Source organism: Nisaea sp. (assembly GCF_040217065.1).
In the GTDB taxonomy this organism is placed as follows: domain Bacteria; phylum Pseudomonadota; class Alphaproteobacteria; order Thalassobaculales; family Thalassobaculaceae; genus Nisaea.
In genome coordinates this window covers 172,003-196,275 of the sequence record NZ_JAVJNX010000009.1, presented here as the reverse complement: position 1 = coordinate 196,275, position 24,273 = coordinate 172,003, and the positions used below count along the sequence as shown (strand labels likewise).

The 24,273-nt window shown below is 60.9% G+C and carries 22 protein-coding genes, 2 tRNA genes and 1 riboswitch; of the genes, 15 read left to right on the top strand and 9 right to left on the bottom strand.

The features are described from left to right. Positions 1–10 precede the first annotated feature (10 nt). Positions 11–952 (bottom strand): ABC transporter substrate-binding protein, encoded by a 942-nt coding sequence (locus RH950_RS13220; protein WP_350057475.1) that lies wholly within the window; start codon positions 950–952, stop codon positions 11–13. Continuing rightward, a complete protein-coding gene (locus RH950_RS13215) occupies positions 953–1,723 on the bottom strand; it encodes an ABC transporter permease (protein ID WP_350057474.1) in 771 nt (256 codons plus the stop codon). It abuts the gene before it with no gap. A gap of 54 nt (positions 1,724–1,777) precedes the next feature. Next, positions 1,778–1,881: riboswitch (TPP riboswitch) on the bottom strand. Positions 1,882–1,999: 118 nt separating this feature from the next. Here RH950_RS13215 and RH950_RS13210 point away from each other — a divergent pair. From RH950_RS13210 to RH950_RS13180, 7 genes are all read left to right on the top strand, one after another. Further along, entirely contained in the window at positions 2,000–3,481 is a 1,482-nt protein-coding gene (locus tag RH950_RS13210; RefSeq protein WP_350057472.1) for an NAD(P)-binding domain-containing protein, read from the top strand. Beyond that, positions 3,478–4,644, top strand: a complete 1,167-nt coding sequence (locus RH950_RS13205; RefSeq protein WP_350057470.1) for an acetoin utilization protein AcuC — start codon at positions 3,478–3,480, stop codon at positions 4,642–4,644. Before RH950_RS13210 ends, RH950_RS13205 begins: the two co-directional genes overlap by 4 nt. A gap of 44 nt (positions 4,645–4,688) precedes the next feature. Next, positions 4,689–5,195: a DUF192 domain-containing protein gene (locus RH950_RS13200; protein WP_502889771.1), complete on the top strand. Its 507-nt coding sequence runs from the start codon at positions 4,689–4,691 to the stop codon at positions 5,193–5,195. Between the two features lie 87 nt (positions 5,196–5,282). Beyond that, a tRNA-Pro gene (locus RH950_RS13195) sits at positions 5,283–5,359 on the top strand. Positions 5,360–5,636: 277 nt separating this feature from the next. Continuing rightward, the gene (locus RH950_RS13190) at positions 5,637–5,951 is read left to right on the top strand and encodes an ETC complex I subunit (RefSeq protein WP_350057466.1); all 315 of its coding nucleotides are present in this window, start codon (positions 5,637–5,639) and stop codon (positions 5,949–5,951) included. A gap of 15 nt (positions 5,952–5,966) precedes the next feature. Next, positions 5,967–6,043, top strand: a tRNA-Arg gene (locus RH950_RS13185). A gap of 130 nt (positions 6,044–6,173) precedes the next feature. Beyond that, complete coding sequence (locus RH950_RS13180; RefSeq protein ID WP_350057464.1) at positions 6,174–6,419, top strand: helix-turn-helix transcriptional regulator; 246 nt, start codon at positions 6,174–6,176, stop codon at positions 6,417–6,419. Here RH950_RS13180 and RH950_RS13175 read toward each other — a convergent pair. Then, complete coding sequence (locus RH950_RS13175) at positions 6,408–7,289, bottom strand: DMT family transporter (protein ID WP_350057462.1); 882 nt, start codon at positions 7,287–7,289, stop codon at positions 6,408–6,410. The genes RH950_RS13180 and RH950_RS13175 overlap by 12 nt on opposite strands. A 209-nt stretch (positions 7,290–7,498) precedes the next feature. Here RH950_RS13175 and RH950_RS13170 point away from each other — a divergent pair, with 209 nt between their 5' ends. Together RH950_RS13170 and RH950_RS13165 are read left to right on the top strand one after the other, a co-directional pair. Beyond that, entirely contained in the window at positions 7,499–9,394 is a 1,896-nt protein-coding gene (locus tag RH950_RS13170) for an ABC-F family ATP-binding cassette domain-containing protein (RefSeq protein WP_350057460.1), read from the top strand. A gap of 31 nt (positions 9,395–9,425) precedes the next feature. Beyond that, the gene (locus tag RH950_RS13165) at positions 9,426–11,018 is read left to right on the top strand and encodes a rhodanese-like domain-containing protein (RefSeq protein ID WP_350057458.1); all 1,593 of its coding nucleotides are present in this window, start codon (positions 9,426–9,428) and stop codon (positions 11,016–11,018) included. A gap of 15 nt (positions 11,019–11,033) precedes the next feature. Here the strand turns inward: RH950_RS13165 and metC are convergent, their stop codons facing one another. Further along, positions 11,034–12,218, bottom strand: coding sequence for a cystathionine beta-lyase (gene metC, locus RH950_RS13160; RefSeq protein ID WP_350057456.1), 1,185 nt, complete (start codon positions 12,216–12,218; stop codon positions 11,034–11,036). Positions 12,219–12,599: 381 nt separating this feature from the next. Here metC and RH950_RS13155 point away from each other — a divergent pair, with 381 nt between their 5' ends. The 4 genes from RH950_RS13155 to RH950_RS13140 all read left to right on the top strand — a co-directional run bounded on the left by RH950_RS13155 (position 12,600) and on the right by RH950_RS13140 (position 17,131). Beyond that, the gene (locus RH950_RS13155; protein ID WP_350057454.1) at positions 12,600–13,643 is read left to right on the top strand and encodes an amino acid ABC transporter substrate-binding protein; all 1,044 of its coding nucleotides are present in this window, start codon (positions 12,600–12,602) and stop codon (positions 13,641–13,643) included. An 83-nt stretch (positions 13,644–13,726) separates the two neighbouring features. Next, entirely contained in the window at positions 13,727–14,929 is a 1,203-nt protein-coding gene (locus tag RH950_RS13150; protein ID WP_350057452.1) for an amino acid ABC transporter permease, read from the top strand. Positions 14,930–14,932: 3 nt separating this feature from the next. Next, a complete protein-coding gene (locus tag RH950_RS13145) occupies positions 14,933–16,288 on the top strand; it encodes an amino acid ABC transporter permease (RefSeq protein ID WP_350057450.1) in 1,356 nt (451 codons plus the stop codon). Between the two features lie 51 nt (positions 16,289–16,339). Next, complete coding sequence (locus RH950_RS13140; RefSeq protein WP_350057448.1) at positions 16,340–17,131, top strand: amino acid ABC transporter ATP-binding protein; 792 nt, start codon at positions 16,340–16,342, stop codon at positions 17,129–17,131. A 104-nt stretch (positions 17,132–17,235) separates the two neighbouring features. On the opposite strand, the gene RH950_RS13135 is transcribed toward RH950_RS13140, so the two are convergent. From RH950_RS13135 to RH950_RS13120, 4 genes are all read right to left on the bottom strand, one after another. Beyond that, positions 17,236–18,306, bottom strand: coding sequence for a GNAT family acetyltransferase (locus RH950_RS13135; RefSeq protein ID WP_350057446.1), 1,071 nt, complete (start codon positions 18,304–18,306; stop codon positions 17,236–17,238). 12 nt (positions 18,307–18,318) lie between these two features. Next, positions 18,319–19,173, bottom strand: a complete 855-nt coding sequence (gene sseA / locus RH950_RS13130; RefSeq protein WP_350057444.1) for a 3-mercaptopyruvate sulfurtransferase — start codon at positions 19,171–19,173, stop codon at positions 18,319–18,321. A gap of 21 nt (positions 19,174–19,194) precedes the next feature. After that, positions 19,195–20,196: a cysteine synthase A gene (locus RH950_RS13125; RefSeq protein ID WP_350057442.1), complete on the bottom strand. Its 1,002-nt coding sequence runs from the start codon at positions 20,194–20,196 to the stop codon at positions 19,195–19,197. A 106-nt stretch (positions 20,197–20,302) separates the two neighbouring features. Further along, on the bottom strand, positions 20,303–20,872 hold the full coding sequence (locus tag RH950_RS13120; protein ID WP_350057440.1) for a GNAT family N-acetyltransferase: 570 nt from the start codon (positions 20,870–20,872) through the stop codon (positions 20,303–20,305). A 164-nt stretch (positions 20,873–21,036) separates the two neighbouring features. Between RH950_RS13120 and RH950_RS13115 the strand changes: the two genes are divergently transcribed. Continuing rightward, the gene (locus tag RH950_RS13115; RefSeq protein WP_350057438.1) at positions 21,037–21,555 is read left to right on the top strand and encodes a SixA phosphatase family protein; all 519 of its coding nucleotides are present in this window, start codon (positions 21,037–21,039) and stop codon (positions 21,553–21,555) included. Further along, positions 21,552–23,144: a CYTH and CHAD domain-containing protein gene (locus tag RH950_RS13110; RefSeq protein ID WP_350057436.1), complete on the top strand. Its 1,593-nt coding sequence runs from the start codon at positions 21,552–21,554 to the stop codon at positions 23,142–23,144. The genes RH950_RS13115 and RH950_RS13110 overlap by 4 nt, the downstream gene beginning before the upstream one ends. Here the strand turns inward: RH950_RS13110 and RH950_RS13105 are convergent. Next, a complete protein-coding gene (locus RH950_RS13105) occupies positions 23,133–24,233 on the bottom strand; it encodes a CaiB/BaiF CoA transferase family protein (RefSeq protein WP_350057434.1) in 1,101 nt (366 codons plus the stop codon). The two genes, RH950_RS13110 and RH950_RS13105, sit on opposite strands and share 12 nt — an antisense overlap. Positions 24,234–24,273: the final 40 nt, after the last annotated feature.

Here is a 24,273-nt window from a genome sequence, read left to right as displayed (position 1 = left end):
GACCTGTGTTCTACTGTAGCTCTGTCGCGTAGAGTTCTGTTTTTACGTCTTTATTGACCAGACCGCTTTCTTTCATGAAGGCAGCAAAACGCTCGTAGCGTCCACGATCAAGCGCGGCAGGACGCAGTGCGAACCGGGGCAGGGTGTCCTGCCAGGCCCGCTTGTTCAGCTCGTCGTCGAGCTCCGTGCGGCCATCGATGAAGGCGGCCCAGGCATCGTCTGGATGATTGACGATGTATTGGGTCGCACGCTCCACGGCGGCGAGGAACTTTTTCAGGCGCGGGTCGGCGAGGCGATCCTTGTGCGCGATGTAGATCAGCTCGTCATAGGGCGGCACACCTTCTTCCTCGACGAAGAAAGCCCGGCCAGGTTTGCCGACGATGTCCATCTGGTTCAGCTCGAAATTCCGAAAGGCGCCGATCACCGCGTCGACCTGTCCCGAGATGATCGAGGGAGAGAGCGAGAAGTTCACGTTGATCAACTCGACATCCGAGAGCGTCAGCCCGTGCTTCGTCAGCATGGCGCCGAGCAGCGCGTCCTCGAAGCCACCGACCGAGTACCCGACCTTGCGTCCCTTCAGATCGGCAATGGACTTCACTGGACCGTCCTTGAGGACGACGAGCGTGTTCAGGGGAGTGGCGACCAGCGTGCCGAACCGCACCAGCGGCAATCCTTCGGCAGCCTGAATGTGCAGCTGCGGCTGGTAGGACACCGCGATATCGGCCTTCTGCGCGGCAACCAGCTTCGGCGGATCGTTCGGATCGGCTGGAGCGATCAGCTCGACTTCAAGACCTTCATCGGCAAAGAATCCCTTTTTGTCGGCGACGATCAGGGGGCCGTGATCCGGGTTGACGAACCAGTCCAGCAGCACGGTGAGTTTGTCGGCCGCTTGGACAGGCGCGGCGCCGAGGAAAGACAGCGCGACGAGCAGCGCGGCGGTCCGGGTTAACATTTAGAATCCTCCAGTATGCGGTGTTGGCCGGGCTTCGCCGGCTTGCCAGGGCATGGCGGCCCTGAGCAGGAAATCGACCCCGTAGTAAAGTGCAATGGCAAGGATCGAGAGGGTGAAGAGGGCGGCGAACATGACGTCGATCTGCAGCCGCGCATTGGCATGCAGCATCAGGTAGCCGAGCCCCGCGCTGGAGCCGACCCATTCGCCAACGATCGCGCCGATTGGCGCCACGGCCGTTGCCACGCGCAGTCCGGAGGCAAAGGCGGGCAGGGCGGCAGGCAGCCGGACATGCAGCAGCAGCTCGAGCCGGCTGGCGCCGAGTGTGCGGGCGCAGTCGATGAAGAGCGGATCGGTCCGGCGCAGGCCGTCATACATCGCCGCCGTAACCGGAAAAAAGATGATCAGCGCGGCCATGGCCACCTTTGACGCCATGCCGTAACCGAGCCAGAGCACCAGGATCGGTGCCAGCGCGAAGACCGGCACGGCCTGACTGATGACCAGCACCGGCAGCAGCCACGGACGTATCCGGGCCGACCAGGCCAGCATCAAGGCCGTCGTTCCGCCGAAAAGGGTTCCCAATGCCAGGCCCAGCAGGATCTCGGCCAGCGTAATCGATGCGTGACCGGCGATCAGGGATGCCGAACGGATCCAGGCCTCGGCGACGGGCAGCGGCCCTGGCAGGATGTAGACGGGCGTGCCGCTGATGCTGACGACGAGCTGCCATGCAGTCAGTATCCCGGCGAATATGATCAATCCGCGAACCGCGTTCATGAGCCGGTGCCGCCGTCATGGCTCTGGAAGTTCGAGATGTTTCGGAAAAGGCTATGCTGGATCATTGTCTCTCCCTACGCCGGCATTACCCGGATCAGGTCTAGGGTCGTTCCTTCCGGAACCTCTCAGCCGCCCATGCAGCTCCCCTGAATGTTCGGCAAATATGGGCGAGCTTTATCCCCTTAGCAAGCCGTCAGATCGTCGCCCTCTGGATGGAAGCCCCAAAGCGCGCTACCTAGTGACGGGAGAAACAGCACGTTCTTTTGCGGGGATCATGTGAGCGACGCAGGCTTGGTCAGTGGACTCGATGCACTTGAAGCGCGGGTCGCGGAGGATCTCCGGACCATTTCCTATCCCGACGCGGCATGGGTGCCGGAGCGGCTGGGCGCGGATGGGCGCCCCGTCCTCGATGTGCTGGTCGTCGGCGGCGGGCAGGGCGGGTTAGCCGTCGCTCATGCTCTCAAGCGGGCCCGCATCGGGCGTGTCCGGATCGTGGATCGCGCGCCGGAAGGGTTGGAAGGCCCGTGGCTGACCTATGCGCGGATGCCTACGCTGCGGTCGCCGAAAGAGGTCAACGGCCCCGATCTTGATATTCCCTCGCTGGCGTTCCGGTCCTGGTTCGTCGCGCAGCACGGAAGTGCGGCCTGGGAGGAGCTCAACAAGATTGCAAAGCAAGACTGGGCTGGCTACCTGCTCTGGCTGCGTCGCGTGCTCGATATCTCCATCGAAAACGAGGTCTCGGCGGAGCGGATTGCGCCCGCACCGGACGGAGATCTGATCCGCGTGGATCTTGTGCATGCGCAGTCCGGTATCCGGGAGCAGGTTCTGGCCAGAAAAATCGTGATCGCAACCGGCATCGAAACGCCCGGAAACTGGTGGACACCGCCGGAAATCAGCGCGCTCGACCGGCGTTTCTGGGCACATGCGTCTGAGAGTATCGATTTCGGGAGGCTGCGCGGCCGCCGTGTGGCCGTGCTGGGGGCCGGCGCGTCGGCGTTCGACAATGCTGCGACGGCGCTGGAGGCCGGTGCCGCCCGGGTGAGCGTCTGTTGCCGGCGCGCGGAGCTGCAGCGGGTCCAGCCTTTCAAATGGCTGTCCTTTCCCGGCTTTCTCGGCCATTTCGCGGATCTGGACGATGTTTGGCGCTGGCGCTTCATGAACCACCTGCTGAGCTTGCGGGAAGCCTTCCCGAAAGAGACCTGGGAGCGGGTTGCCAAGCACCGGAACTTCGAACTCCTGACCGGCTCTCCGTGGCTGTCCTGTGCCATCACCGGCGATCAGGTCGAGATCGAGACTCCGAAGGGCACCCTGGAAGCGGATTTCCTGATCGTCGGAACCGGTTTCTCGATCGATCTTTCGGCGCGGCCGGAGCTTTCCGAGATCGCAGCGACGGCGGCCATCTGGGGCGACCGTTACGCCCCGCCTGCCGGCGAGGAAAACCCGCGTCTGAATACCTTTCCCTATCTCGATCCGACCTACGCCTTCCAGGAGCGGGATGCCGGGATAGCAGGTTGGTTACGGCATGTACGCCTCTTCACCTTTGGTACAACGCTCAGTTTTGGCCCCTCCGGCTCTTCGATCAACGCGATGAAGTTCGCCGTTCCGCGCCTGGTCTCGGGGATTGTTCGCGATCTGATGGCGGAAGACGTGGAGCAGCACTGGGAAAGCCTGCAGGCCTATGACCTTCCGGAATTCCTGCTTCCGGAAGAGGACGGGACGATCGCGCCTCAGCGGGCTGTGATCGGGCGGACCGCATGAGCACTCTCGTTTCCCAGGCGCAGCGTCTCCCGGACCCCGCTATACCGAATGTTTTTCCTGACCGCCCAATCCTGATCGGCAGCGAGATCTACCGGACCTCGCGCTACGGCGTGACGCACCCGCTCTCGATCCAGCGGGTAACGCCGGTGATGGATCTTGCCCGCGCTCTCAACCTGCTCGACGACAGCCGCTTCGTCGACAGCCCGATGGCGACGGCGGATGAACTCGCCCGCTTCCATGCCCCGGATTACGTTGCCGCTGTCATCGCAGCCGAGCGGGATGGATTTGTCAGCGACGCCGCGAAGGAACGCTACAATATCGGCCGCAGCGGCAACCCGGTCTTTCCGGAGATATTCAGTCGCCCGGCGACGGCTGCCGGGGCGTCCCTGCTGGCCGGGCGGACGCTGGCCGCCGTCGAGCGCGGGACCATTCATTCCCTGGCGGGCGGCACCCACCACGGGCGGCCGGCCATGGCCTACGGGTTCTGTTATTTCAACGATCCAGTACTCGGCATTCTGGCCATGCTCGACGGCGGGCTGGCCCGCGTCCTTTATGTCGATCTCGATGCCCATCACGGGGATGGTGTGCAGGATGCCTTTCATGATGAGGATCGTGTACTGACGATCTCCATTCATGAGGATGACCGGTGGCCCCGGACCGGCCCGGCGGAAGACAGGGCAGGCGGCATGGCCCGGAATTTCCCGGTGCCGAGGGATCTGAACGATTCCGAGCTTCGTTTCCTGATCGAGGAAGCGATCCTGCCGATCGGGGAGGATTTCCGCCCGGATGCGATCGTCATCCAGAGCGGGTGCGATGCCCTGGCCGATGACCCGCAAAGCAGATTATCTCTTTCGAACAATGCTATATGGGATGCTGTTGACAGTCTTTCGTCGCTGGCGCCGCGGGTGCTGGTGGTTGGCGGCGGTGGTTATAATCCATGGGCCGTAGCCCGCTGCTGGACCGGGATCTGGGCCCGTCTCAACGGTGTTGATCCGCGCAGTCTGGCGATCACCGATGAGGCTGAAAGCATTCTTCGCAGCCTGGTCTGGAATCATAGTCGCGGGCGCAATCCGCCCGAGCACTGGTTCATGACAATTGCCGATGATCCATTGCACGGAGATGTGCGTCAGACAGTACAGAACCTCGTCCGCTCGGCTCGGTGAACCGGGCTATTGATCTTGTATTTGGCGCGGAAGGCGAATAACGGATGAGAAATCCATTTCGTTCGGAACAGGCAACGCTTCTTTTGACCCACTCTTTCAAGACGATATTCGGCGTGCTTCTCGCGTTCGGACTGCTTGCATCTCTCGCCCCTGTGGTCTCTGCGGCAGAGTTGTCGCGGCTCGTCCTCCATCAGGGGAAAACCCGGCATGTCTTTATGGTCGAGGTAGCCGACACGCCGGAATTGCGCGCGACCGGTCTGATGTTCCGGAAGAATCTTGCCGCCGATGCCGGCATGCTCTTCCTCTATCCGGACAGGAAGAAAATCTCCATGTGGATGAAGAACACGCTGATTTCACTGGATATGCTGTTTCTCGACCGGGACGGGACGATTCTGCACATGGCGGAACACACGACGCCGCATTCGACAGCCGTGGTTTCATCGCGTTTCCGGGTAAAGGCGGTTCTCGAGGTCGTTGCCGGGACAGCCGACCGGCTTGGTCTGCGTATTGGTGACCGGGCGGAACATGATCTCCTGCCAGCCGACCAATGAATTTCGCGGCGCATTCCGGTGTTGCGCCAATCGACTAAAAGCATTACCTACCGTGCGCCAGCTGACCCGCGTGTCCGCAGGCCTTGTCGGGGTGTAGCGCAGCCTGGTAGCGCATCTGCTTTGGGAGCAGAGGGCCGGCGGTTCGAATCCGTCCACCCCGACCATTCACATTCACTTGTTTTCGAGCGCTCTCCGGATTTTAGCCTCCGCTGAAATTCGTGAATGGGACCTGTTATGTGACCCCGTGCTGTCCAATTGCCGTGCGGCGGTCTACACGGCCAAAGAGGTCATCGAAAACTCGGTCCGAAAATCACCCGCCCGAAACGCTGAGCGTCTGCCGCATTGACCTTCGATCGGCTTTGAGCGATACGAAACTCAAGGTGTCCTGTTCGGGCGCACGGAGAATTCGTAAGGGTTCCGGGGACGAGGAGAGATTTTCATATGTCAGTGCGGATTTACCGGCCGAGCAAGACGGCCATGCAGTCGGGGCGCGCGAAGACAAAACTCTGGGTGCTGGAGCCGACACTCGAGACCGCCCGGTTGCCGGAACCGCTGATGGGCTGGGTCAGCAGCGGCGATACCAACAACCAGGTCCGTCTGACTTTCGAGACCAAGGAAGAGGCGGTCGCTTACGCCAAGAAAAACGGGCTCGACTATATCGTTCAGGGCGACCACAAACGCGCACTGAAACCGAAAGCCTACGCGGATAACTTCGCCGCTGACCGGTTCGCGACCTGGGGCACCTGGACGCACTGAGCCGGCCTGCTTCGCGGCCCCGTAGCTCAACTGGATAGAGCACCGGACTTCTAATCCGACGGTTGCAGGTTCGAGTCCTGCCGGGGTCGCCATCATTTCCTCTTGCCGCGGCGCAGATGTCAGGGCCACCCGGCCTGAGGCTCGCCGTCTGGTCTGTCCAATGAAATTCCCCGCTGCCATCACTTCGATATGCGCATATAATGCGCTTCTCAAGGAGGCGGCATGACGTCCGGTGAATTCAAGAAACTCAGAAAATTCCTGAAGCTGTCGCAGAAGGAAATGGCGGAAGCCTTGGGCCTGAAGCGCCGCATGATCCAGTATTATGAAAAGGGCGAGCGGGACGGCGAGTCGCTCGATATTCCCAAAGCCGTGGAGTTGGCCTGCTTTGCCCTGGCCGCCGGTGTGCGCGACTACACGTTCGTCACTCCGAAAACTCCGCCCAAGCGGACCGACGCCTCAGCTCTGTGACGTATCCATCGCCAACTGCCTGCGCATGCGTTCGCGGTGCAAAATATAGAGCCCGCTGCCGATCACCAGAACCGTTCCGCCCAGGATCCAGAGATCCGGGACATCCCCCCAGACGAAGAAACCGATCAGTACCGCCCAGATCATGCTGGTGTATTTGAATGGTGTGACGAAGCCGGCTTCGCTATAGCGGAATGCCTCGATCATGAGGAACTGTGCGGCGCCGACAAAGATGCTGCTCAGGCTGAACAGCAGGATGTCGCTCATCGCGACCGGTTGCCAGTCGACGAAGGGATAGCTGGCGAAACCGGAAAAGGTGACGACACACATGCCGACAGCCAGCATCGAGAGGGTGCTCTCCGTCAGGTGCATCTTGCGGGTGACGATGTCGCGGAAGGACCCCATGACGGTGGCGAAGAGAGGCAGCAGCGCCACGGCGGAGAAAGTCTCCGGTGTGGGTTTGACCATGACGAGCACGCCGCAAAAGCCGACCAGGATCGCCATCCAGCGTCGCCAGCCGACCTGTTCGCCCAAAAGCGGGACGACGAGCGCTGCCGTCACGATCGGGCCGGCGAACGCGATCGCAGTTGCATCGGCGATTGCCATGAGCTTCAGGGCCCAGATGAAGCTGTAGGTACTGAGAACGATGATGACGGCACGGGCCAGCTGAAAACGCCAATGGGTGACGCGCAGCTGGCGGCGGCGTCCGGTCATGAAGGCGAATCCGAAGATCATCACCAGAACCAGGACGCCGCGCAGGGCGATGACCTGCCCGACCGGATAGACATCGGTCAGCCATTTCGCGATCCCGTCATTCAGCGACACCAGACCGATGCCCGCGGTCATGCAGACAGCGCCATACATCCACCCCATCCGCGGACTCTCCTTTGGAGGGGGGAGCGGGGCTGTGACTGGCGCGATGGCTGAAGCGGGGGAAATAGCGCCCGCAATGACGGTTTCTTTTTTCGGTGACACGGGGAAGTCCTTTGGCAAGGCTTCCGAGCATCTACCTATCCCCCTGAAATCGCAAGCATACTCACGCGGGATTGGCGTTGCCCGAGGCAAGTGCTATCAGGCGTCCCATGATCCAGATCACAGACATGACATTCCGCATCGCGGGCCGGACCCTTTTTGAAGCCGCCTCCGCGACGATTCCCGACGGGCACAAGGTCGGGCTGGTCGGCCGTAACGGGACCGGCAAGTCCACTTTGCTGAAATTGCTCACCGACACCTATCACCCGGATGGCGGCAGTATCGTCGTCAGCGGCGGACGGGGAGTGGAAGATCCGATCGGCATGGTGTCCCAGGAAGCGCCGAGCGGGCCGGACACACCGCTTGAGGTCGTGCTGCGCGCCGACAAGGAGCGGGAACGGCTGATCCAGGAATCCGAAACCACGCAGGACCCGATGCGGATTGCCGAGGTGCAGACCCGGCTTGCCGATATCGGCGCCCATGCCGCGCCGGCCAAGGCTGCGGCGATCCTTGCCGGTCTAGGCTTCGAGGACTCCATGCAGTCCCAGCCCATGTCGAGTTTCTCCGGCGGCTGGCGTATGCGTGTTGCGCTTGCGGCGGTGCTGTTCGCCGAACCCGAGATCCTGCTGCTCGATGAGCCGACGAACCACCTTGATCTCGAAGCAACGGTCTGGCTGGAGGCCTATCTCGCGCGCTATCCCAAGACGCTGGTGATCGTTAGCCATGACAGGGGCCTGCTGAACAAGGCGGTCGATGCCATTCTGCATCTCGAAAACCACCAGCTGACCCTTTACCAGGGCGGGTACGACAGGTTTGAGAAAACCCGGGAGGAGCGGCTTGCCCAGATCGAGGCACAGCGTACCAAGCAGTCCGCCCAGCGCAAGCATATGGAATCCTTCATCGAGCGCTTCCGCTACAAGGCGTCCAAGGCCCGGCAGGCCCAGAGCCGGATCAAGGCGCTTGAGAAGATGGGCAAGCTGCCTGATGCGGTCAACGAGCCGACCACCCGGTTCAGGTTTCCTAACCCGGAAGAGCTGCCGCCGCCATTGGTGACGTTCGACAATGCCAGTGTCGGCTACGAGCCCGGAAAACCGATCCTGCGCGGCCTCAGTCTGCGCATCGACGGGGATGACCGGATCGGGTTGCTCGGCCGGAACGGTAACGGCAAATCGACGCTGGCAAAGCTGATCGCCGGTAGGCTCGCGAAGGCCGACGGCGAGGAGCATCGCACAGCCAAGCTCAGGGTGGGTTTTTTCGCCCAGCACCAGGTCGAGGATCTTGACCCGGAGGCGACGGCCGCCGAACACATGGCGCGGCTGATGCCTGGCGCAGCTCCGGACAAGGTCCGGGCGCGCCTCGGCGGCGTTGGCCTTGTGCAGGACAAGCAGACAACCCTGTCGAAGCATCTGTCAGGCGGTGAAAAGGCGCGCCTGACGCTGGCCCTGATCACTTATGACAGCCCGCATGTGCTGATCCTCGATGAGCCGACCAACCATCTGGATATCGACGCACGTGATGCGCTGGTGCAGGCGATGAACGATTATACCGGCGCGGTCATTCTGATCAGCCATGACAGGCGTTTGCTCGAACTTACGGTCGACCGGCTCTGGCTCGTTGCGGGCGGGACAGTGAAACCCTATGACGGCGATCTTGACGGGTACCGCGACTGGCTGCGTCAGGAGGAGCGGGCTGCGGCCCGGGCCGAGAATGGCTCAGGCACGCCGGAGAAGAAAAACGGTCGCAAGCAGGCCCGCAAGGCCTCGGCGGAACTGCGGAAGCAAACCGCCGATATTCGCAAGCGGGCCCGTGAGATGGAAAAGACCATCGAGAAATTGAACCAGCGTAAAGCCAAACTGGAAGCACAGCTCGCCGATCCCAAGCTGTATGAAGGACCGACAGCCGATCTGAAAGCGGTCGTCGAGAAGAAGGAAACCGTGGACAAGGAACTCCAGGTCGCGGAAACCGCCTGGCTGGAAGCTGAAGCGGCTTTGGAAGCAACGAGCTAAAAACAAAAAACCAAACGGGGGGATGTTGGCCATGGCCCGGACGATCACCGCACGGGAACTTAACGACGCGCTCTATGGAACCGGCGAAATCGCTCTTGTCGATGTCCGCCCGGAAGCGGTTTTTGGCGCCAACCATATTCTCCTGGCAGGCAACATCCCGCTCGGTCTCCTGGAACTCCGCATCGCCGACCTGGTGCCGCGGCTTTCGACCGCTATCGTCCTGTGCGATGGCGGAGAAGGGCTCGCGGAACGTGCCGCTGCGGTCCTGGCGAGGGCCGGATATTCCGATCTTTCGATCCTCGAAGGCGGCGTGAATGCCTGGGGTGCCGCCGGCCTCGAGCTTTTCAGCGGTATGTATGTGCCGAGCAAGGCGTTCGGCGAGTATGTCGAGCACGAATATGAAACGCCCTCGGTCTCCGCCGAGGAACTGCATCAGATGATGCAGCGGGGGGAGAACATGGTGGTGCTGGATTCGCGGCCAATGAGCGAATTCACCATGATGAACATTCCGACCGGCATCGATATGCCCGGCGCTGAGCTGGTTTATCGTGTGCAGGAAGCCGCGCCCGACCCCGAGACCACTGTCGTGGTCAATTGCGCCGGCCGGACCCGCAGCATCATCGGCGCCCAATCCCTGATCAATGCCGGCATTCCGAACAAGGTGGTGGCGCTGCGCAACGGCACCATGGGCTGGCACCTGGCCGGCTACCAGCTTGAGCATGGCAATGTGCGAACGCCGCCTGCCGCCAGTCCGGAAGGCGCCGCGCTGGCACGCAGGCGGGCACGGGCAACAGCCGACCGGTTCGGCGTGCGCCGCGTCGATGGCGCGACGCTCGACCGCTGGCGCTCGGAAAGCGGGGAGCGAACGCTGTATGTCCTCGACGTCCGCACGGTGGAAGAATTCGAGGCCGGCCATATTGCCGGATCCCGCCATGCGCCGGGCGGCCAGCTCGTGCAGTCGACCGACAGCTACATGGCGACACACCGCGCGCGGGTTGTTCTGGTGGATCCGGAAATGGTGCGGGCGGACATGTCCGCGAGCTGGCTGCGCCAGCTTGGCTGGCAGGAGGTCTATGTTCTGGAGAGCGGCCTGGACGGCCAGGATCTTGAAGAGGGCCCCCGCCCAGCGGCACTGTTGGGCGCGTTGCCGGTGGTCGATCTGGTGTCCCCGCAGGATGCAGAGCGGCTGGTTGATGGCGGGGCGGCATTCGTCGACCTGACGCGCAGCCTCGATCACCGGGACAATCATCCGGACGGCGCGCGCTGGGGCAAGCGCGAGAGCCTTGCGGACGATCTGTTGGCCATCGGCGCGACCGGGGCTGTCTTGACTGCGGCGGACAGTCGTTTGGCGGTGCTTGCCGCTGCGGATCTGGCAGATACCGATATCCGGGCTGCGGTGATCGACGGCGGCAGCAGGGCATGGGAAGAATCCGGACTGCCGATGGCAGCCGGCATGGGCGCCCCTGTTTGCGCCCCGGATGATGTCTTCATGCGCCCCTACGACAAGGACGTCGAACAAGCGGAGCTGGAACGGCGTATGAACGCTTATCTCTCCTGGGAAGTCGGCCTGGTGGAGCAGATCGGCCGCCCCGGCGGGATCAGTTTTCAGTCCTACAAGGCCTGAACGGGATAATTCCGGTCATTTCAGAGCCGCCATGCGTTCGAATCCGGCTTCGAGATCCGCGATGAGATCGGCTTCGTCTTCAAGCCCGGCATGAATGCGCAATAGTTGTCCCGGTGAATTCCACGTCGTCGCCGTGCGCGCCGCCGCGGGATCGCCGGGCAGAATGAGGCTTTCATAGCCGCCCCAGCTTGCCCCCATGCCATAGAGTTCAAGCCCGTCCAGGAAGGCGGCGAGGGCCGTTTTCGATACGGGCTTCAGGATGAATGAGAACAGCCCGCTCGCACCAGTGAAATCCCGCTTCCATAGATCGTGTCCGGGGCAGGAGGGCAGGGCCGGATGCAGGACCTTTTCGACTTCGGGGCGTTCCTGCAGCCATTTGGCCAGCGCCAGCGCGGTTTCACCGTTCTGCGCCAGCCGCACGGCCATGGTTCGCAGGCCGCGTTGCGCCAGATAGAGATCGTCCGGACCGGAACAGTTGCCCTGCATGTAAACCATGTCGCGGATCGCGCCGGCATGGGCGCTGCGGCTCGCGATTACTCCCATCATGATGTCTGAGTGGCCGCAGATATATTTCGTCACCGCTTCGACGACGATATCGACACCGTGCTCCAGAGCATTGAAATAGAGCGCTGTAGCCCAGGTATTGTCCATGATCACGGTCGCGCCATGCGCGTGCGCGATCTCGGAAAGCCGGGGGATGTCCGACACCTCGAATGTCATGGTTCCCGGCGCTTCCAGATAGACGACCCTGGTTTCAGGACGAATATGCTCCGCGAGTCGTTCAGGGCTCATCGGATCGAAATAGCTGACCTCGACCCCGAAACGTTTCAGAAAACCTTCGGCAAACTTGCGCGCCGGAAAATAGACGTTGTCAGCCAACAGGATATGATCGCCTGCGGAGACCTGACTGAGTATCGCGCAACAGACCGCGGCGAGGCCGGAAGAAACCGCGATTGCATCATCAGCTCCGTAAAGCGCGGCAACGGCCTCCTCGAAGGACCGGCTGGTCGGCGTTCCGCGCCGTCCATAGCGGTATCCGTCGAACTCCGGCTTCCGGGATGCCTCGAGCGCGGCAAGTGTCGGCTTGAGAATCGTGGAGGCATGGTAAACCGGCGGATTGACGACGCCATGATTGTGGTGCGGGGCGCGTCCCGCGTGGGCGACGAGAGTCCGCATTCGGGATTTTGTGCCGGTTTTCATGTGGTCTCCGAAAATATTGATGGTTACCAGGAAGATTCTGTATTTGAGACTTTATTGTCAAAAAAGCACGGATGTCCGCCGAAAATACGCATGAGTTGGGGGAGGCGCATGAACATAACTGAAGGATCGGTTCGCCTCGCACTTGCAAAACACTATGACAGCGTGTTGGAATTGCCCCTACTGTCGTGATGACCGGCTCCAAGGTGGCCATTATTTCTCGTGAGAAATGAGGAACTAGGCAAAAAAACCGAGAAGTCGGGATGGATGACGGTGAACAACGACCGGGATCAACGGGGGCGATCCTTAAAGTCTTAATACAGGGGTACGCAGACCGGGATAACCGGCCGTCGTTAATTGAAACATAACAGGGTGGGTTTCAGGATGAAGAAACTGAGTCTTTTGGGCCTTGGCCTCGGCATGATGGCGAGCCTTGGCTTCACAGCCGAAATGGCGTCCGCGCAGAGTACGCTGGACATCGTGAAGCAACGGGGAATTCTGCGGTGCCAGGTAGGCACTCCGGCTCCGGGCTTCTATCAGCTGGATGAAAAAGGTGACTGGTACGGCAGTGACGTGGCCATCTGCCGCGCTATTGCAGCCGCCATCTTTGACGATCCGAGCAAAGTGGAATTCCAGTCCGTCACCAGCGCGGTGCGCTTCACCGCGATGGCAAATGGCGAATCCGACGTGCTGTCCCGCACGACGACATGGACCTTGTTCCGTGACACGCAGCTTGGCCTCGACTTCACAGCCGTCAATTTCTATGACGGCCAGGGCTTCATGGTCGACAAGGACCTGGGGCTGAAAAGCGCACATGAACTCAAGGGAGCGACCGTCTGCGTGCTGACCGGCACCACGACCGAGCTCAACCTCACTGACTTCAGCCGCACAAACGATCTCGGAATCGAGCCCGTTGTCTTCGAAGATTCCAACGTGCGTGACGATACATTCGCCAAGGGCGGTTGCGACGCAATCACCAATGACAAATCCAGCTTGGCTTCCACCCGCGCGAAGTTCCCGGATCCGTCCAAATATGTCGTGCTTCCGGAAACTATTTCCAAAGAGCCGCTTGGTCCGGTCGTTCGCCAGAACGATTCCCAGTGGATGGACATCGTGAAATGGACTGTCTTCGCTCTGATCCAGGCTGAAGAAATGGGCATCGACAGCACCAACATCATGGACATGGCTGCCAACCCGGCGAGCCCGGAAATGGCGCGTATGCTCGGTGTCGAGGGTGATCTCAACAAGGGTCTCGGCCTTGAGCCGGACTGGGTCGTCCGCATCATCAAGCATGTCGGTAACTACGGCGAAGTGTATGACGAGTACATGGGCACCAAAGGCGAGTTTGCCATCGGCATCCCGCGCGACGGAAGCCCGAACGCACTGTGGACCAAGGGCGGTCTGATGTACTCCCCGCCGTTCCGGTAAGAAATCCAATACAGCAGGCCCGGTCGAAACTCGACCGGGCCTCTGTTCTTTGGATCACTTAATCTTGCACGGAGACTGGCTATATGGCTGTCGTTGACAGAGGGGCGTCGGGACAGGGTTCATCGTTTTCAGTGATTGTGAACGACGAGCGTTACCGATCCATATTCTACCAAATAATCGTGTTTGCAGCCGTTATGTGGGTCGGCTGGTACTTGTTCTCAAACACGTCACAGAACCTCGAAGAACGGGGAATGAGCGCCGGTTTTGGCTTTCTGAGTAGCACTGCCGGGTTCTCAATATCGTTTTCCATTATTCCCTACGAAGCCGGTGACAGCTACCTGTGGGTCTATCTGGTAGGCATCACCAACACGCTTCTGTTGTCATTTCTTGCCATCGTGGCGACGACCCTGCTTGGGTTTTTCATCGGCATTCTGCGGCTTTCCAAAAACTGGATGGTTGCGCAGCTGGCATCCTGGTACGTCGAGATCCTGCGAAATACGCCGCTTTTGCTGCAGATCCTGTTCTGGTATCTCGCTGTTTTCGCGATCCTGCCGAGGCCGAAGAACAGTCTCGATGTTCTCGGGCTTGAGGTTTTTCAGCTGAACAACCGGGGATTCTATTTCCCGGCGCCGCTTCCAGGCGATCTTTTCTGGCTGACCATGGTCACACTTCTTGTTTCCGTGATCGTGGCCTATTGCATCGCGGTTTGGGCCAAGAAGCGGCAAAATGCGACCGGCCAGAGATTTCCGGCTTTCTGGACCGCCGTGGGTATTATTATCGGTGTTCCGCTTTTGATGTTCCTGGTGACGGGCTCGCCGCTGCAATGGGAGATTCCTGTTCTCAAGGGCTTCAATTTCTCTGGCGGATCATCCGTTCCTCCCGCCTTCCTCGCGGTTTTCATCGCTCTCGTGATCTATCACGCCTGCTTTATTGCTGAGATGGTGCGGGCCGGCATTCTGTCAGTCAGCCATGGTCAGACCGAGGCATCTTATTCCCTTGGGCTGAAGCCGGGACTTACGCTGAGACTGGTGATCATCCCGCAGGCCATGCGGGCAATCGTGCCGCCGCTGATCAGTAACTGGATGAACGTGGTCAAGAATTCGTCCCTGGCAATTGCCGTGGGCTTTCCTGACCTCGTCGCGGTCTTCATGCAGACCTCACTGAACCAGTCCGGCCATGCGATCGAGATCGTGGCCATGGTGATGTTCTTCTACATGACCGTGAGCCTGAGCATTTCCGCCGCGCTGAATTACTACAACAAGCTCGTTCAATTGAAGGAGCGCTGAGCCATGACGCATCTTGACGCATCTTCTTCAGACGTTTCCTTCCAACCAAAGCCAAGTCTGCCGCCGCCGCCAAATACGGTCGGTGCTATCGGCTGGGTCCGGAAGAACCTGTTTAGCAGTCCGCTGAATGCCTTCCTCACCTTCGTGTCTCTTTATGTGATCTGGGTGGTAGTTTCCAACACGTTCGAGTGGGCGATCGTAAATGCCGTCTGGGAGGCTAATTCACGCCGTGAATGCCTCGATAAGGTCGGACTTTCAGGAGCTTGCTGGGCCGGTGTCAGCCACTGGATGAAAAATTTCATCTATGGGCGGTATCCGGATGAGGAAATCTGGCGGGTCAATCTTGGTTTCGGAATCCTCATCCTTTGGATGCTGCCGTTCTGGCTTCCGCGGGTGACATCGAAGATCACCATTGGCGCCTCGGCCATCCTGATCGCTCCCTTCCTTCTCGGGCACCTGTTTGCCGGTGGAGAAAAGGGCCTGTTTCTGCAGGTCATGATCTCGGTCGCAATCACATCCTTCATTTTCAGCTGGCTCCACACGCTTCTCTGTATCGCCACGGGAAAGCCTCTCTGGACGACCATCGTCACGGCCAGCGGGTTTGCGGCCAAGCCGGATGCCACACATAAATATCCGGTTTTGGCAGTGTTTCTCGCTGTGTTCATCGGGGCATTCATCTACCAGTCAGGCTGGGAGATCACTGCGCAATCGACCAATCTGTGGGGCGGGCTGTTCGTCACGCTGGTGATTTCCGGAATCGGGATCGCGGTCTCGCTCCCGGCCGGTATCATACTGGCTCTCGGACGTCGGTCGAAAATGCCGGTGATCCGGGTGGTTTGCGTGGCCTTCATCGAGCTGTTCCGCTCGGTACCATTGATCACCGTCCTCTTCATGGCGGTCACCATGGTGCCGCTGTTCCTGCCGGCGGAGATCAACCCGGTGAAGATCGTTCAGGCGATCATCGCGGTTTGCATCTTCTCCTCGGCCTACATGGCGGAAACGGTACGTGGCGGCCTGCAGGCAATTTCCAAGGGACAATACGAAGCGGCACAGGCCCTGGGTCTGAGCTACTGGAAGATGATGTCCCTGATTGTCATGCCGCAAGCTCTCAAGATGATGATCCCGAACATTGTCGGCAGTTTTATTGGCCTCTTGAAGGACACCACGCTGGTTTCCATCGTCGGCCTCTACGATCTGCTTCTGATGCTGAAGGCCGTCAGTCAGAATCCGCAATGGAACGGAATTCATACGGAGCCGCTTGTTTTCGGTGCGGCGCTTTACTTCGTTCTCTGTTTCATCATGTCGAAATACAGCCAGCATCTTGAACGGACGCTGGGGGCAGGGGCGGCCGGGAGATAAATCCCGGCTGGTCCATTCCTTTTCAGTGTATCGAGCCAAGGAGTTCACAGCATGAGCATTGACGCTCAGGTCGAAAGCAAACCAACCGGTAAGTCCACCAAAGGCGATGACGTCGTCATTGAGTTGGGAAGCGTTAACAAGTGGTACGGGGAGTTTCACGTCCTCAAGGACATCAACCTCTCTGTCTACCAGGGTGAGAAAATCGTGATCTGCGGCCCGTCAGGGTCCGGTAAATCGACGCTTATCCGTTGTATCAACCGTCTGGAAGAGCATCAGGGCGGCGATATCATCGTCAACGGCGTGACGCTCGACAACAACCTGAAAAACATCGACGCGATCCGCAGCGATGTTGGCATGGTGTTCCAGAGCTTCAATCTTTTCCCGCATCTGACGGTGCTGGAAAACTGCACACTGGCCCCGATCTGGGTCAAGCAGACGCCAAAGGCTCAAGCGGACGAGCTGGCGATGGAATATCTCCATCGCGTGAAAATCCCGGAGCAGGCCGCCAAGTATCCCGGCCAGCTTTCCGGCGGTCAGCAGCAGCGTGTCGCAATCGCGCGCTCGCTTTGCATGAATCCGCAGATCATGCTGTTCGACGAACCGACTTCAGCCCTCGACCCGGAAATGATTTCCGAGGTGCTGGACGTCATGGTCGAACTTGCGGATTCCGGCATGACCATGCTGGTGGTGACTCACGAGATGGGCTTTGCCAAGCGGGTCGCGGATCGCGTGATCTTCATGGATTTCGGTGAGATCGTCGAACAGAACACGCCGGAAGAGTTCTTCACGAACCCGCGTTCGGACCGGACCAAACTGTTCCTGAGCCAGATCCTGGCCCATTAAACCACCGTTCTGGGAGGGGGGGACAACGGGGGACCCTCCGGAAGGGCGCGCTGCGAGAGATCGTGCGCGCCCTTCGACTTTTCTGCAGGTCAAACCCGTTCAGATCAGTGCGTTGCGCCGTTTGCCAAGGGCAGTTTTGCCGCCGCCACCGGGTCCCGGAACAGACTGTCGGGCGCATGACCGCGCTGGTCGGGATCAGGCGGCAAGGGCAGGCCGGCAAGCCGCGGGTCCGGCAGAATTTCGGTTTCCCGGGCATAGGGAACGAACCCGGCACGTAGATAGTTGCCGAGGGCCCGGGGATGATCCAGATCGCAGGTATGGACCCAGACGCGCTCTGTTTCGGGCCGCCAGGCCAGGTCAATTGCGGCATTGATGAAATAACGGCCGAGGCCAAGCCCGATGAAATCGGGCAGCAGGCCGAAATAGGACAGCTCCACGTCCTTGCGGTCCTCGGTGCGTTCCAGCTCACAGAACCCGGCCGGCTCGCCATCCACGCGCAGGAGGTGATATTCGGCCCCGGCACGCGAGAGCACCGAGGCTAGCGCCCCGTCATCCATGATTCTGCGCGAAACCCAGGTCCAGTCTCCGCCCACACCGTCATAGAGGAATCTGTAGAACCGGACGCTGGGAACGGCCATTTGCTCCAGCACGACCTGTTTGCCGATGTCGGGCGGAACAGCGGGGGCACGGTCCGGGCGCGAACGCATCTCAAGATGAAGGACCATGGTCTCGGTCTGTCCGGTCTGCCAGTCCGGTACGGGACGGAACCGCTTTGCCATAACGACGCGATCCTCTTCAACATAGCCAATGCGCTCGTAGAAGGATTTCACCCTGGCATTGCCGGACCGGATCATCAGCTGCGCCTTGCCGACGCCCCGCTCCTTGAGCCATTCTTCGGCGGCGGTCATGATCTGGCGACCAAGGCCGCTTGCCTGGCGGTCCGGGGCCACACCGACATAGTAGTACCAGCCCCGATGCCCGTCATGGCCGACCATGGCTGCGGCCGCCAGACCCTCGCTGTCGAAACCGAGCAGAATGTCCGCGTTGGGACTGGCGCGGCAGAACTGGATATCCAGATATGGATCGTTATGCGGCACGGTGAGACCGGCCGCCTTCCAGAGGGCAATAACCGATTCCGTATCGCCGTCCGCTATAGAACGTACGTTCAGCGCCATTTCAGCCTCCGTTCAGGAGGTTTCGACAGGCGTATCCGGGTGACCACCCCATTCGCTCCAGGAGCCGTCGTAAACAGCGACATCCTCCTTGCCGACCAGATAGAGGCCGAGCGACAGGATGCAGGCAGTCACACCGGACCCGCAGGTCGTCGATACCGGCTGGTTGAAATCCAGGCCGAGATCTGTCTCAAAGCGGTCGCGCAAGGCGTCCGCCGGCAGGAAGGTCTTGTCCGGGTTCAGCAGGGTGCCGAATGGCATGCTCAGGCTGCCGGGAATATGACCGCTGCGCAGACCGGCCCGCGGCTCGGGAGCCGTGCCGGCGTAGCGCTCCGCGGCTCGGGCATCAAGAACCGCGCGGGCCTTGCTGTCGATATTGGACCGGAGCGCCGGCAGGTCAGTGACCAGCTCTTCCCGGAAGGTCGCCTCGAATTTGGCCGCCGATGGGAATTCTACGCCGGAGGCCAGAGGATGATTTTCCGCCAGCCATTTCGGCAGGCCGCCATTCAGGACGGCGACCTTGTCATGACCGAACAGCCGGAACATCCACCAGACCCGGGCGGCGCTCATCATGCCATAGACGTCGTAGACGACGACAAGGTCGTCGTTCGAGATTCCCAGCGCACCGACCTTCGACGCAAATGTAGCGGCGTCCGGGATCATGTGGGGCAGGGAAGCCGCTGGGTCTTTCACATCGTCGATATCGAAGCGCTGCGCGCCCGGGATGTGCCCGTCGGCATATTCGGCATCGGCATCGCGATCCACGCCCGGCAGGTGATAGCTGGCATCGAGGACCTTGACCCCCGGACTGCCGATATTCTCGGCCAGCCAGCCCGTCTCCACGAGCGCTTCTGGGTTCTTGTATTCCATTTTTCTTCCCTCTCAGCGCTTTCAGGCCAGCCAGGCCGGGACCGGTAGTCCCTTTTCCTTCAGGAATTCCGGGTTGAAGATCTTGGACTGGTAGCGATGGCCCCAGTCGCAGAGCACGGTGACGATGGTGTGCCCGGGGCCCATCTGTTTGGCGAGCTTCACGGCGCCGGCGATATTGATGCCGGTCGAGCCCCCCATGCAGAGACCTTCTTCCATCAGCAGCTTGAAGATCACATCGAGAGCTTCCTCGTCCGTCACCTGGAACGGTGCGTCGACGACGATGTCTTCGAGGTTCTTCGTGATCCGGCCCTGGCCGATCCCTTCGGTGATCGAGCCGCCTTCGGACTTCAATTCGCCATGGGCATAATGATTGAAGATCGCCGAACCCATCGGGTCAGCGAGCCCGATCGTGACATCTGGATTGCGTTCCTTCAGGGCCAGGCTGACACCGCCGATGGTCCCGCCGCTGCCGACGGAGCAGATGAAGCCATCGACCGTGCCGTCGGTCTGGTCCCAGATTTCCGGGCCCGTGGTGGTGTAGTGGCCGTGCCGGTTGGCGACATTGTCGAACTGGTTGGCCCAGATCGCGCCATTCGGCTCGCTGGCCGCAATCTCCTCGGCCAGGCGTCCGGAATAGCGGACATAGTTGTTCGGGTCCTTGTAGGGCGCGGCCGGAACCAGCCGGAGATCCGCGCCGACAAGGCGCAGCATGTCCTTTTTCTCCTGGCTCTGGGTTTCCGGCATGACGATGACGGAGCGGTAGCCGAGCGCGTTGCCGACAAGGGCAAGACCGATGCCCGTATTGCCGGCCGTTCCCTCGACGATGACGCCGCCGGGGCGCAGGGCCCCGCGCTCTTCGGCATCCCGAATGATCGCCAGTGCCGCCCGGTCCTTGACTGATCCGCCCGGATTGAGAAATTCGGCCTTGCCGAGGATGGTGCAGCCGGTTTCCTCCGACGCGCGCTTCAGTTTGATCAGCGGTGTGTTGCCGATCGTGCCGACGAAGCCTTCGCGAACTTGCATTCTTTCTCTCCGGTATTGCGTGCGAGCCTACAGGCCCCGAACTTAGTGTTCGATCGGCCCGCTTACCAGTTTGTTCGCCCCCTGTAGGACCGGGAAGCCCTGGATTTCACAGTTTCTGATCCTGCATGGATCGGCGCAGGGACGCTCCAGCGAGACGATAGAGAATTTTGTCGCTCTTGAGCAATGGGCCGAGCTTCTCGTAAAAGGCCGTCGCCTTCTCGTTCCAGGGATCGGCGGTCCAGTCGATCTGCTCCACGCCGCATTCCTCCGCCTGACGGACCAGTTCCGCCATCAGGGACGCGCCGACGCCGGAGGCCCGTGCCCGTCGCGTGACAAAGAGGTCCTGGATAAAGAAGCTGCGCTGGCAACTGGCGAGGGCGAACACCTCGGTATAGGCGACGAAGCCCTGCAGGCCGGCTGACGTCTCGGCGATCAGCACCTTGAGATTGCTGTCGCGCTCGAAGAGTTCGCTCGCCATTACATGTGCCATGTAGGACCGCTGATTTCGCGCCGGCAGGCCATAGAAAGCCAGCAACTCCTGGGTCAGCAAGGCGAGCCCGTCGACATCGCTCGCTTTCAGCGGTCGAATAACTGCCGGCTTCCTGGAATCGGCGATCGTAGCGTCTGTCGCCGGATTGGTGAGCGCGGCGTGTCGGGGGGTGGTTTCGGCGCTCATAAGCGGTTCCAAGGGACAAACACAGTGCAGCATGAAGAGGTCGGCTGGATTGACCTTGGCGGCAGCGGCTGACGCTGTCAATTTAGCGCTCGGCAAAAGGTGCCTGAACTAGCCGTATGCCAAGCAATAGCGGACTGTCATCCGCCGACAACCGGAGCCACCAGGTGAGCAAAACCCTGTTGCTACTGCGTCACGCCAAGTCGAGTTGGAGCGCGCCTGCCCACAATGACTTCGAGCGTCCGCTGAACCCGCGCGGAGAACGGGCGGCGACGATTGTCGGCATGATGATGAAGCAGGAGGGCATCGTCCCCGATCTCATTCTCTGTTCTTCCGCCCGGCGTACGCTGCAGACAATGGACCTGATCCGTCCCTATCTGCCCCGTGCGTGCCCGGTCGAAAAATCCTCCACCATTTATGAAGCCGGCATTGAGCAGATCTTCGCCGCTCTGGCAGAGGTGCCGGACAACATAAAAATGCTGCTGGTCATCGGACACAATCCGGGTCTCGAACGGCTGGCCGTCTCTCTGTGCGGCGAGGCGGTGGGGGAGGATATGGTCCGGTTGCGGGAAAAGTTTCCGACCGGCGCCCTGGCTTTCATTGAGCTGAAAATCGATGACTGGAAAAAGATTGCTCCGGGAACGGGACAATTACAGCGCTTTGTCACGCCAAAGGATCTCGTATGAGCCGGAAACCGGATCCGCTGCCCATGGAACTGGAACTCCGGCTTGCGGTTTCGGAGAAATGGGTGAACCGGCTGAAGAGGTTGCCGCTGCTGGTCAGATCCGGTGCCGGTCGCGCCAGGACAAACCGTCTGAAATCGACTTATTTCGATACGCCGGGGAAGCAGCTTGCCGCCGCCGGCATGAATCTGCGCATCCGGGAAATCGGGAGCCGCAGGCTGCAGACATTGAAGGTCGGCAATGGCTGGCAGGCGGGAATCGCCGAGCGGGTCGAAATTGAAGGCTGGGTGAGCACCGATCAGCCCACGCTGGATCTCATTCATGCGCCGGAAATTCGTGCTTTTCTTAGCAAAGACGGAATTTGGGAGCGACTTCAGCCCACTTTTGTCACGGACTTCCGCCGAACCAGTCGCCTGCTGAACTTTACCGGCCGGTTCGGAGACGCAACCATATCCGTTGATCTCGATAGTGGCGAAATTCGTTCCGGCAGCCGGAAGACGGCAATATCCGAGCTGGAACTTGAGCTCAAGGCGGGGTCGCCAGCCGCGCTCTACGATTTGGCCCATGCAATCAATGAGCAGATCCCGATGCGGGTGGAACATCGCGGCAAGGCCGTCCGGGCGGCGGAACTGCAGGCACCGCAGACGCCCCGCGCGGTCAGGGGACGGAAACCGATTCTGGCACAGGGCCGCAGGATAAATGAATCCGCCGTCACGATTCTGAAAGCCTGTCAGACCCAGATCGCTGCAAACGAATTTCCCATTTTGCACAGTATGGACCCGGAAGGGCCGCACCAGATGCGGGTGGCGGTCCGGCGCTTGCGGGCGGCGCTCGGCATGTTCAGGGCTTTCGCCGATCAGGCGCTCACCGAGCGTGTCCGAGTCCAGGCAAAGTGGATTGCCGGGTCTCTCGGCGAAGCGCGGGAATGGGATGTCTATATCGCCGAGTTGCACGCCCCCGTGGAAGCCGCTCTCGGGGCCGACATATCCGCCCTGAAAGAATTGAGGGCACTGGCCCAGGCGCGGCAGGAAGCGGGCTACAGGGATGCCCGGGCCGCCGTTGCCTCGCCGCGCTTCACATCATTTCAGCTGGAACTCGGTCTGCTGATCGAAACCCTGTCCCATGCCCGGGAGAAAGGCGCCTTCGATCATCTCGCCCGGAGCGAGGAATTCGCGGCGTCTAAGCTTGAAAAACGCTATCGCAAGGTCCGGAAGATGGGGCGGACGGCGCTTGAAGGCGATTCCACAGCGAAACACGAACTCCGGCTCGAAATGAAAAAGCTGCGCTACGCGGCGGAATTTTTCGCCTCCCTGTTCGACCCCCGCCGCGCCAAGGCAGTCTCGAAGGCCGCAGCACGGCTGCAGGATCTGCTTGGCTACGCGAACGATTACGCGGTCTGCATCCGACAGCTCGATACGCTGATTGCCCCGGAGTCCGGATTGCTGATGCCCGACATTGTGAAGGCAGCGGGAACAATCGTCGGCTGGCACGGCGCGGAAATGGCGCGTGCGGATCGCGAAATCGAAGACGCCTGGAACCGGTTTCTCGATGCCGGGAGATTCTGGCCGAAGCCGCGCCGCCTAACCGACTGACGGGCCTTTCCAGATTTCATCCATGATTTCAGCGGTATGCTGCCCTCTGAACGGGCTCGGCGCCGCCGGTGCAGGCTTTTTTCCGTCAAACCTCGGTGCGGCGGCTGCCTGCAGGCGACCGTGCTCGTCCAGCCAGATCCCGCGTGCGGCCATATGCGGATCTGTCATTGCATCCTCCGGTGAATGCACCGGGCCGACGCAGGCGTCGCTGCCGTCGAACAGGGCCAGCCAGTGAGCCCGCGGGTGGCCGGCAAAGAGTGTTTCAAGGCGGAGGCCAAGGTCCGGCCAGAGGCTCTCCTCGAACTGTCGGGCAAAGGCGGGATCGCCGGAAAGGCCGAGTCGCTCCAGGAAAATGCAATAAAATTTGGGCTCCAGGCACTGAACCGACAGGAAAAGGCCGTCGCCGCAGCGGTAGGTGCGGCTCCAGTGCGGACCGTCCAGCAGGCTTTGCCCCCGTTCCACACTGAAGGAGCCGGCCGCGCGCAGCGCCATCAAGAGGTTCATCATATGCGCGGAGCCATCGACGATTGCCGCATCCACGACGGTGCCGGTCCCGGTTCTGCGGGCCTTCAACAGGGCCGATAGCATGCCTATCACGAGGTAGAGCGCGCCGCCGCCAATGTCGCCGACCAGTGTCGGCGGCGGGAAGGGGGGCGTTCCGGCCGGCGAGGCGTACCAGAGCGCTCCCGAAAGGCCGATATAGTTAAGGTCGTGCCCGGCCTCCCGGGCCTTCGGCCCGTCCTGTCCCCATCCGGTCATCCGGCCGTACACCAGACGAGGCTGCACGGAGAGGCAGGCGTCGGGTCCCAGCCCCAACCGCTCCATCACGCCGGGTCGGAATCCCTCGATCAGACCGTCGGCCGTTCTCAGCAAGGCCTTCAGGACGGCAACATCCTCTTCCGCTTTCAGATCGAGGGCGATCGACCTCTTGCCCCGATCGAGCAGGTTGTTTTCGCCTTTTCCCGGAACATCGGCCGCAATCTTGCGGTGCACCGTGATCACGTCGGCGCCGAGATCGGCAAGCAGCATGGCCGCGAACGGCGCCGGGCCGAGGGCTTCGATCTCGATGATGCGGATGTCAGACAACATGGCGGTACCCGATTGCTTGAGCTGGGCCGACATGGTCGCT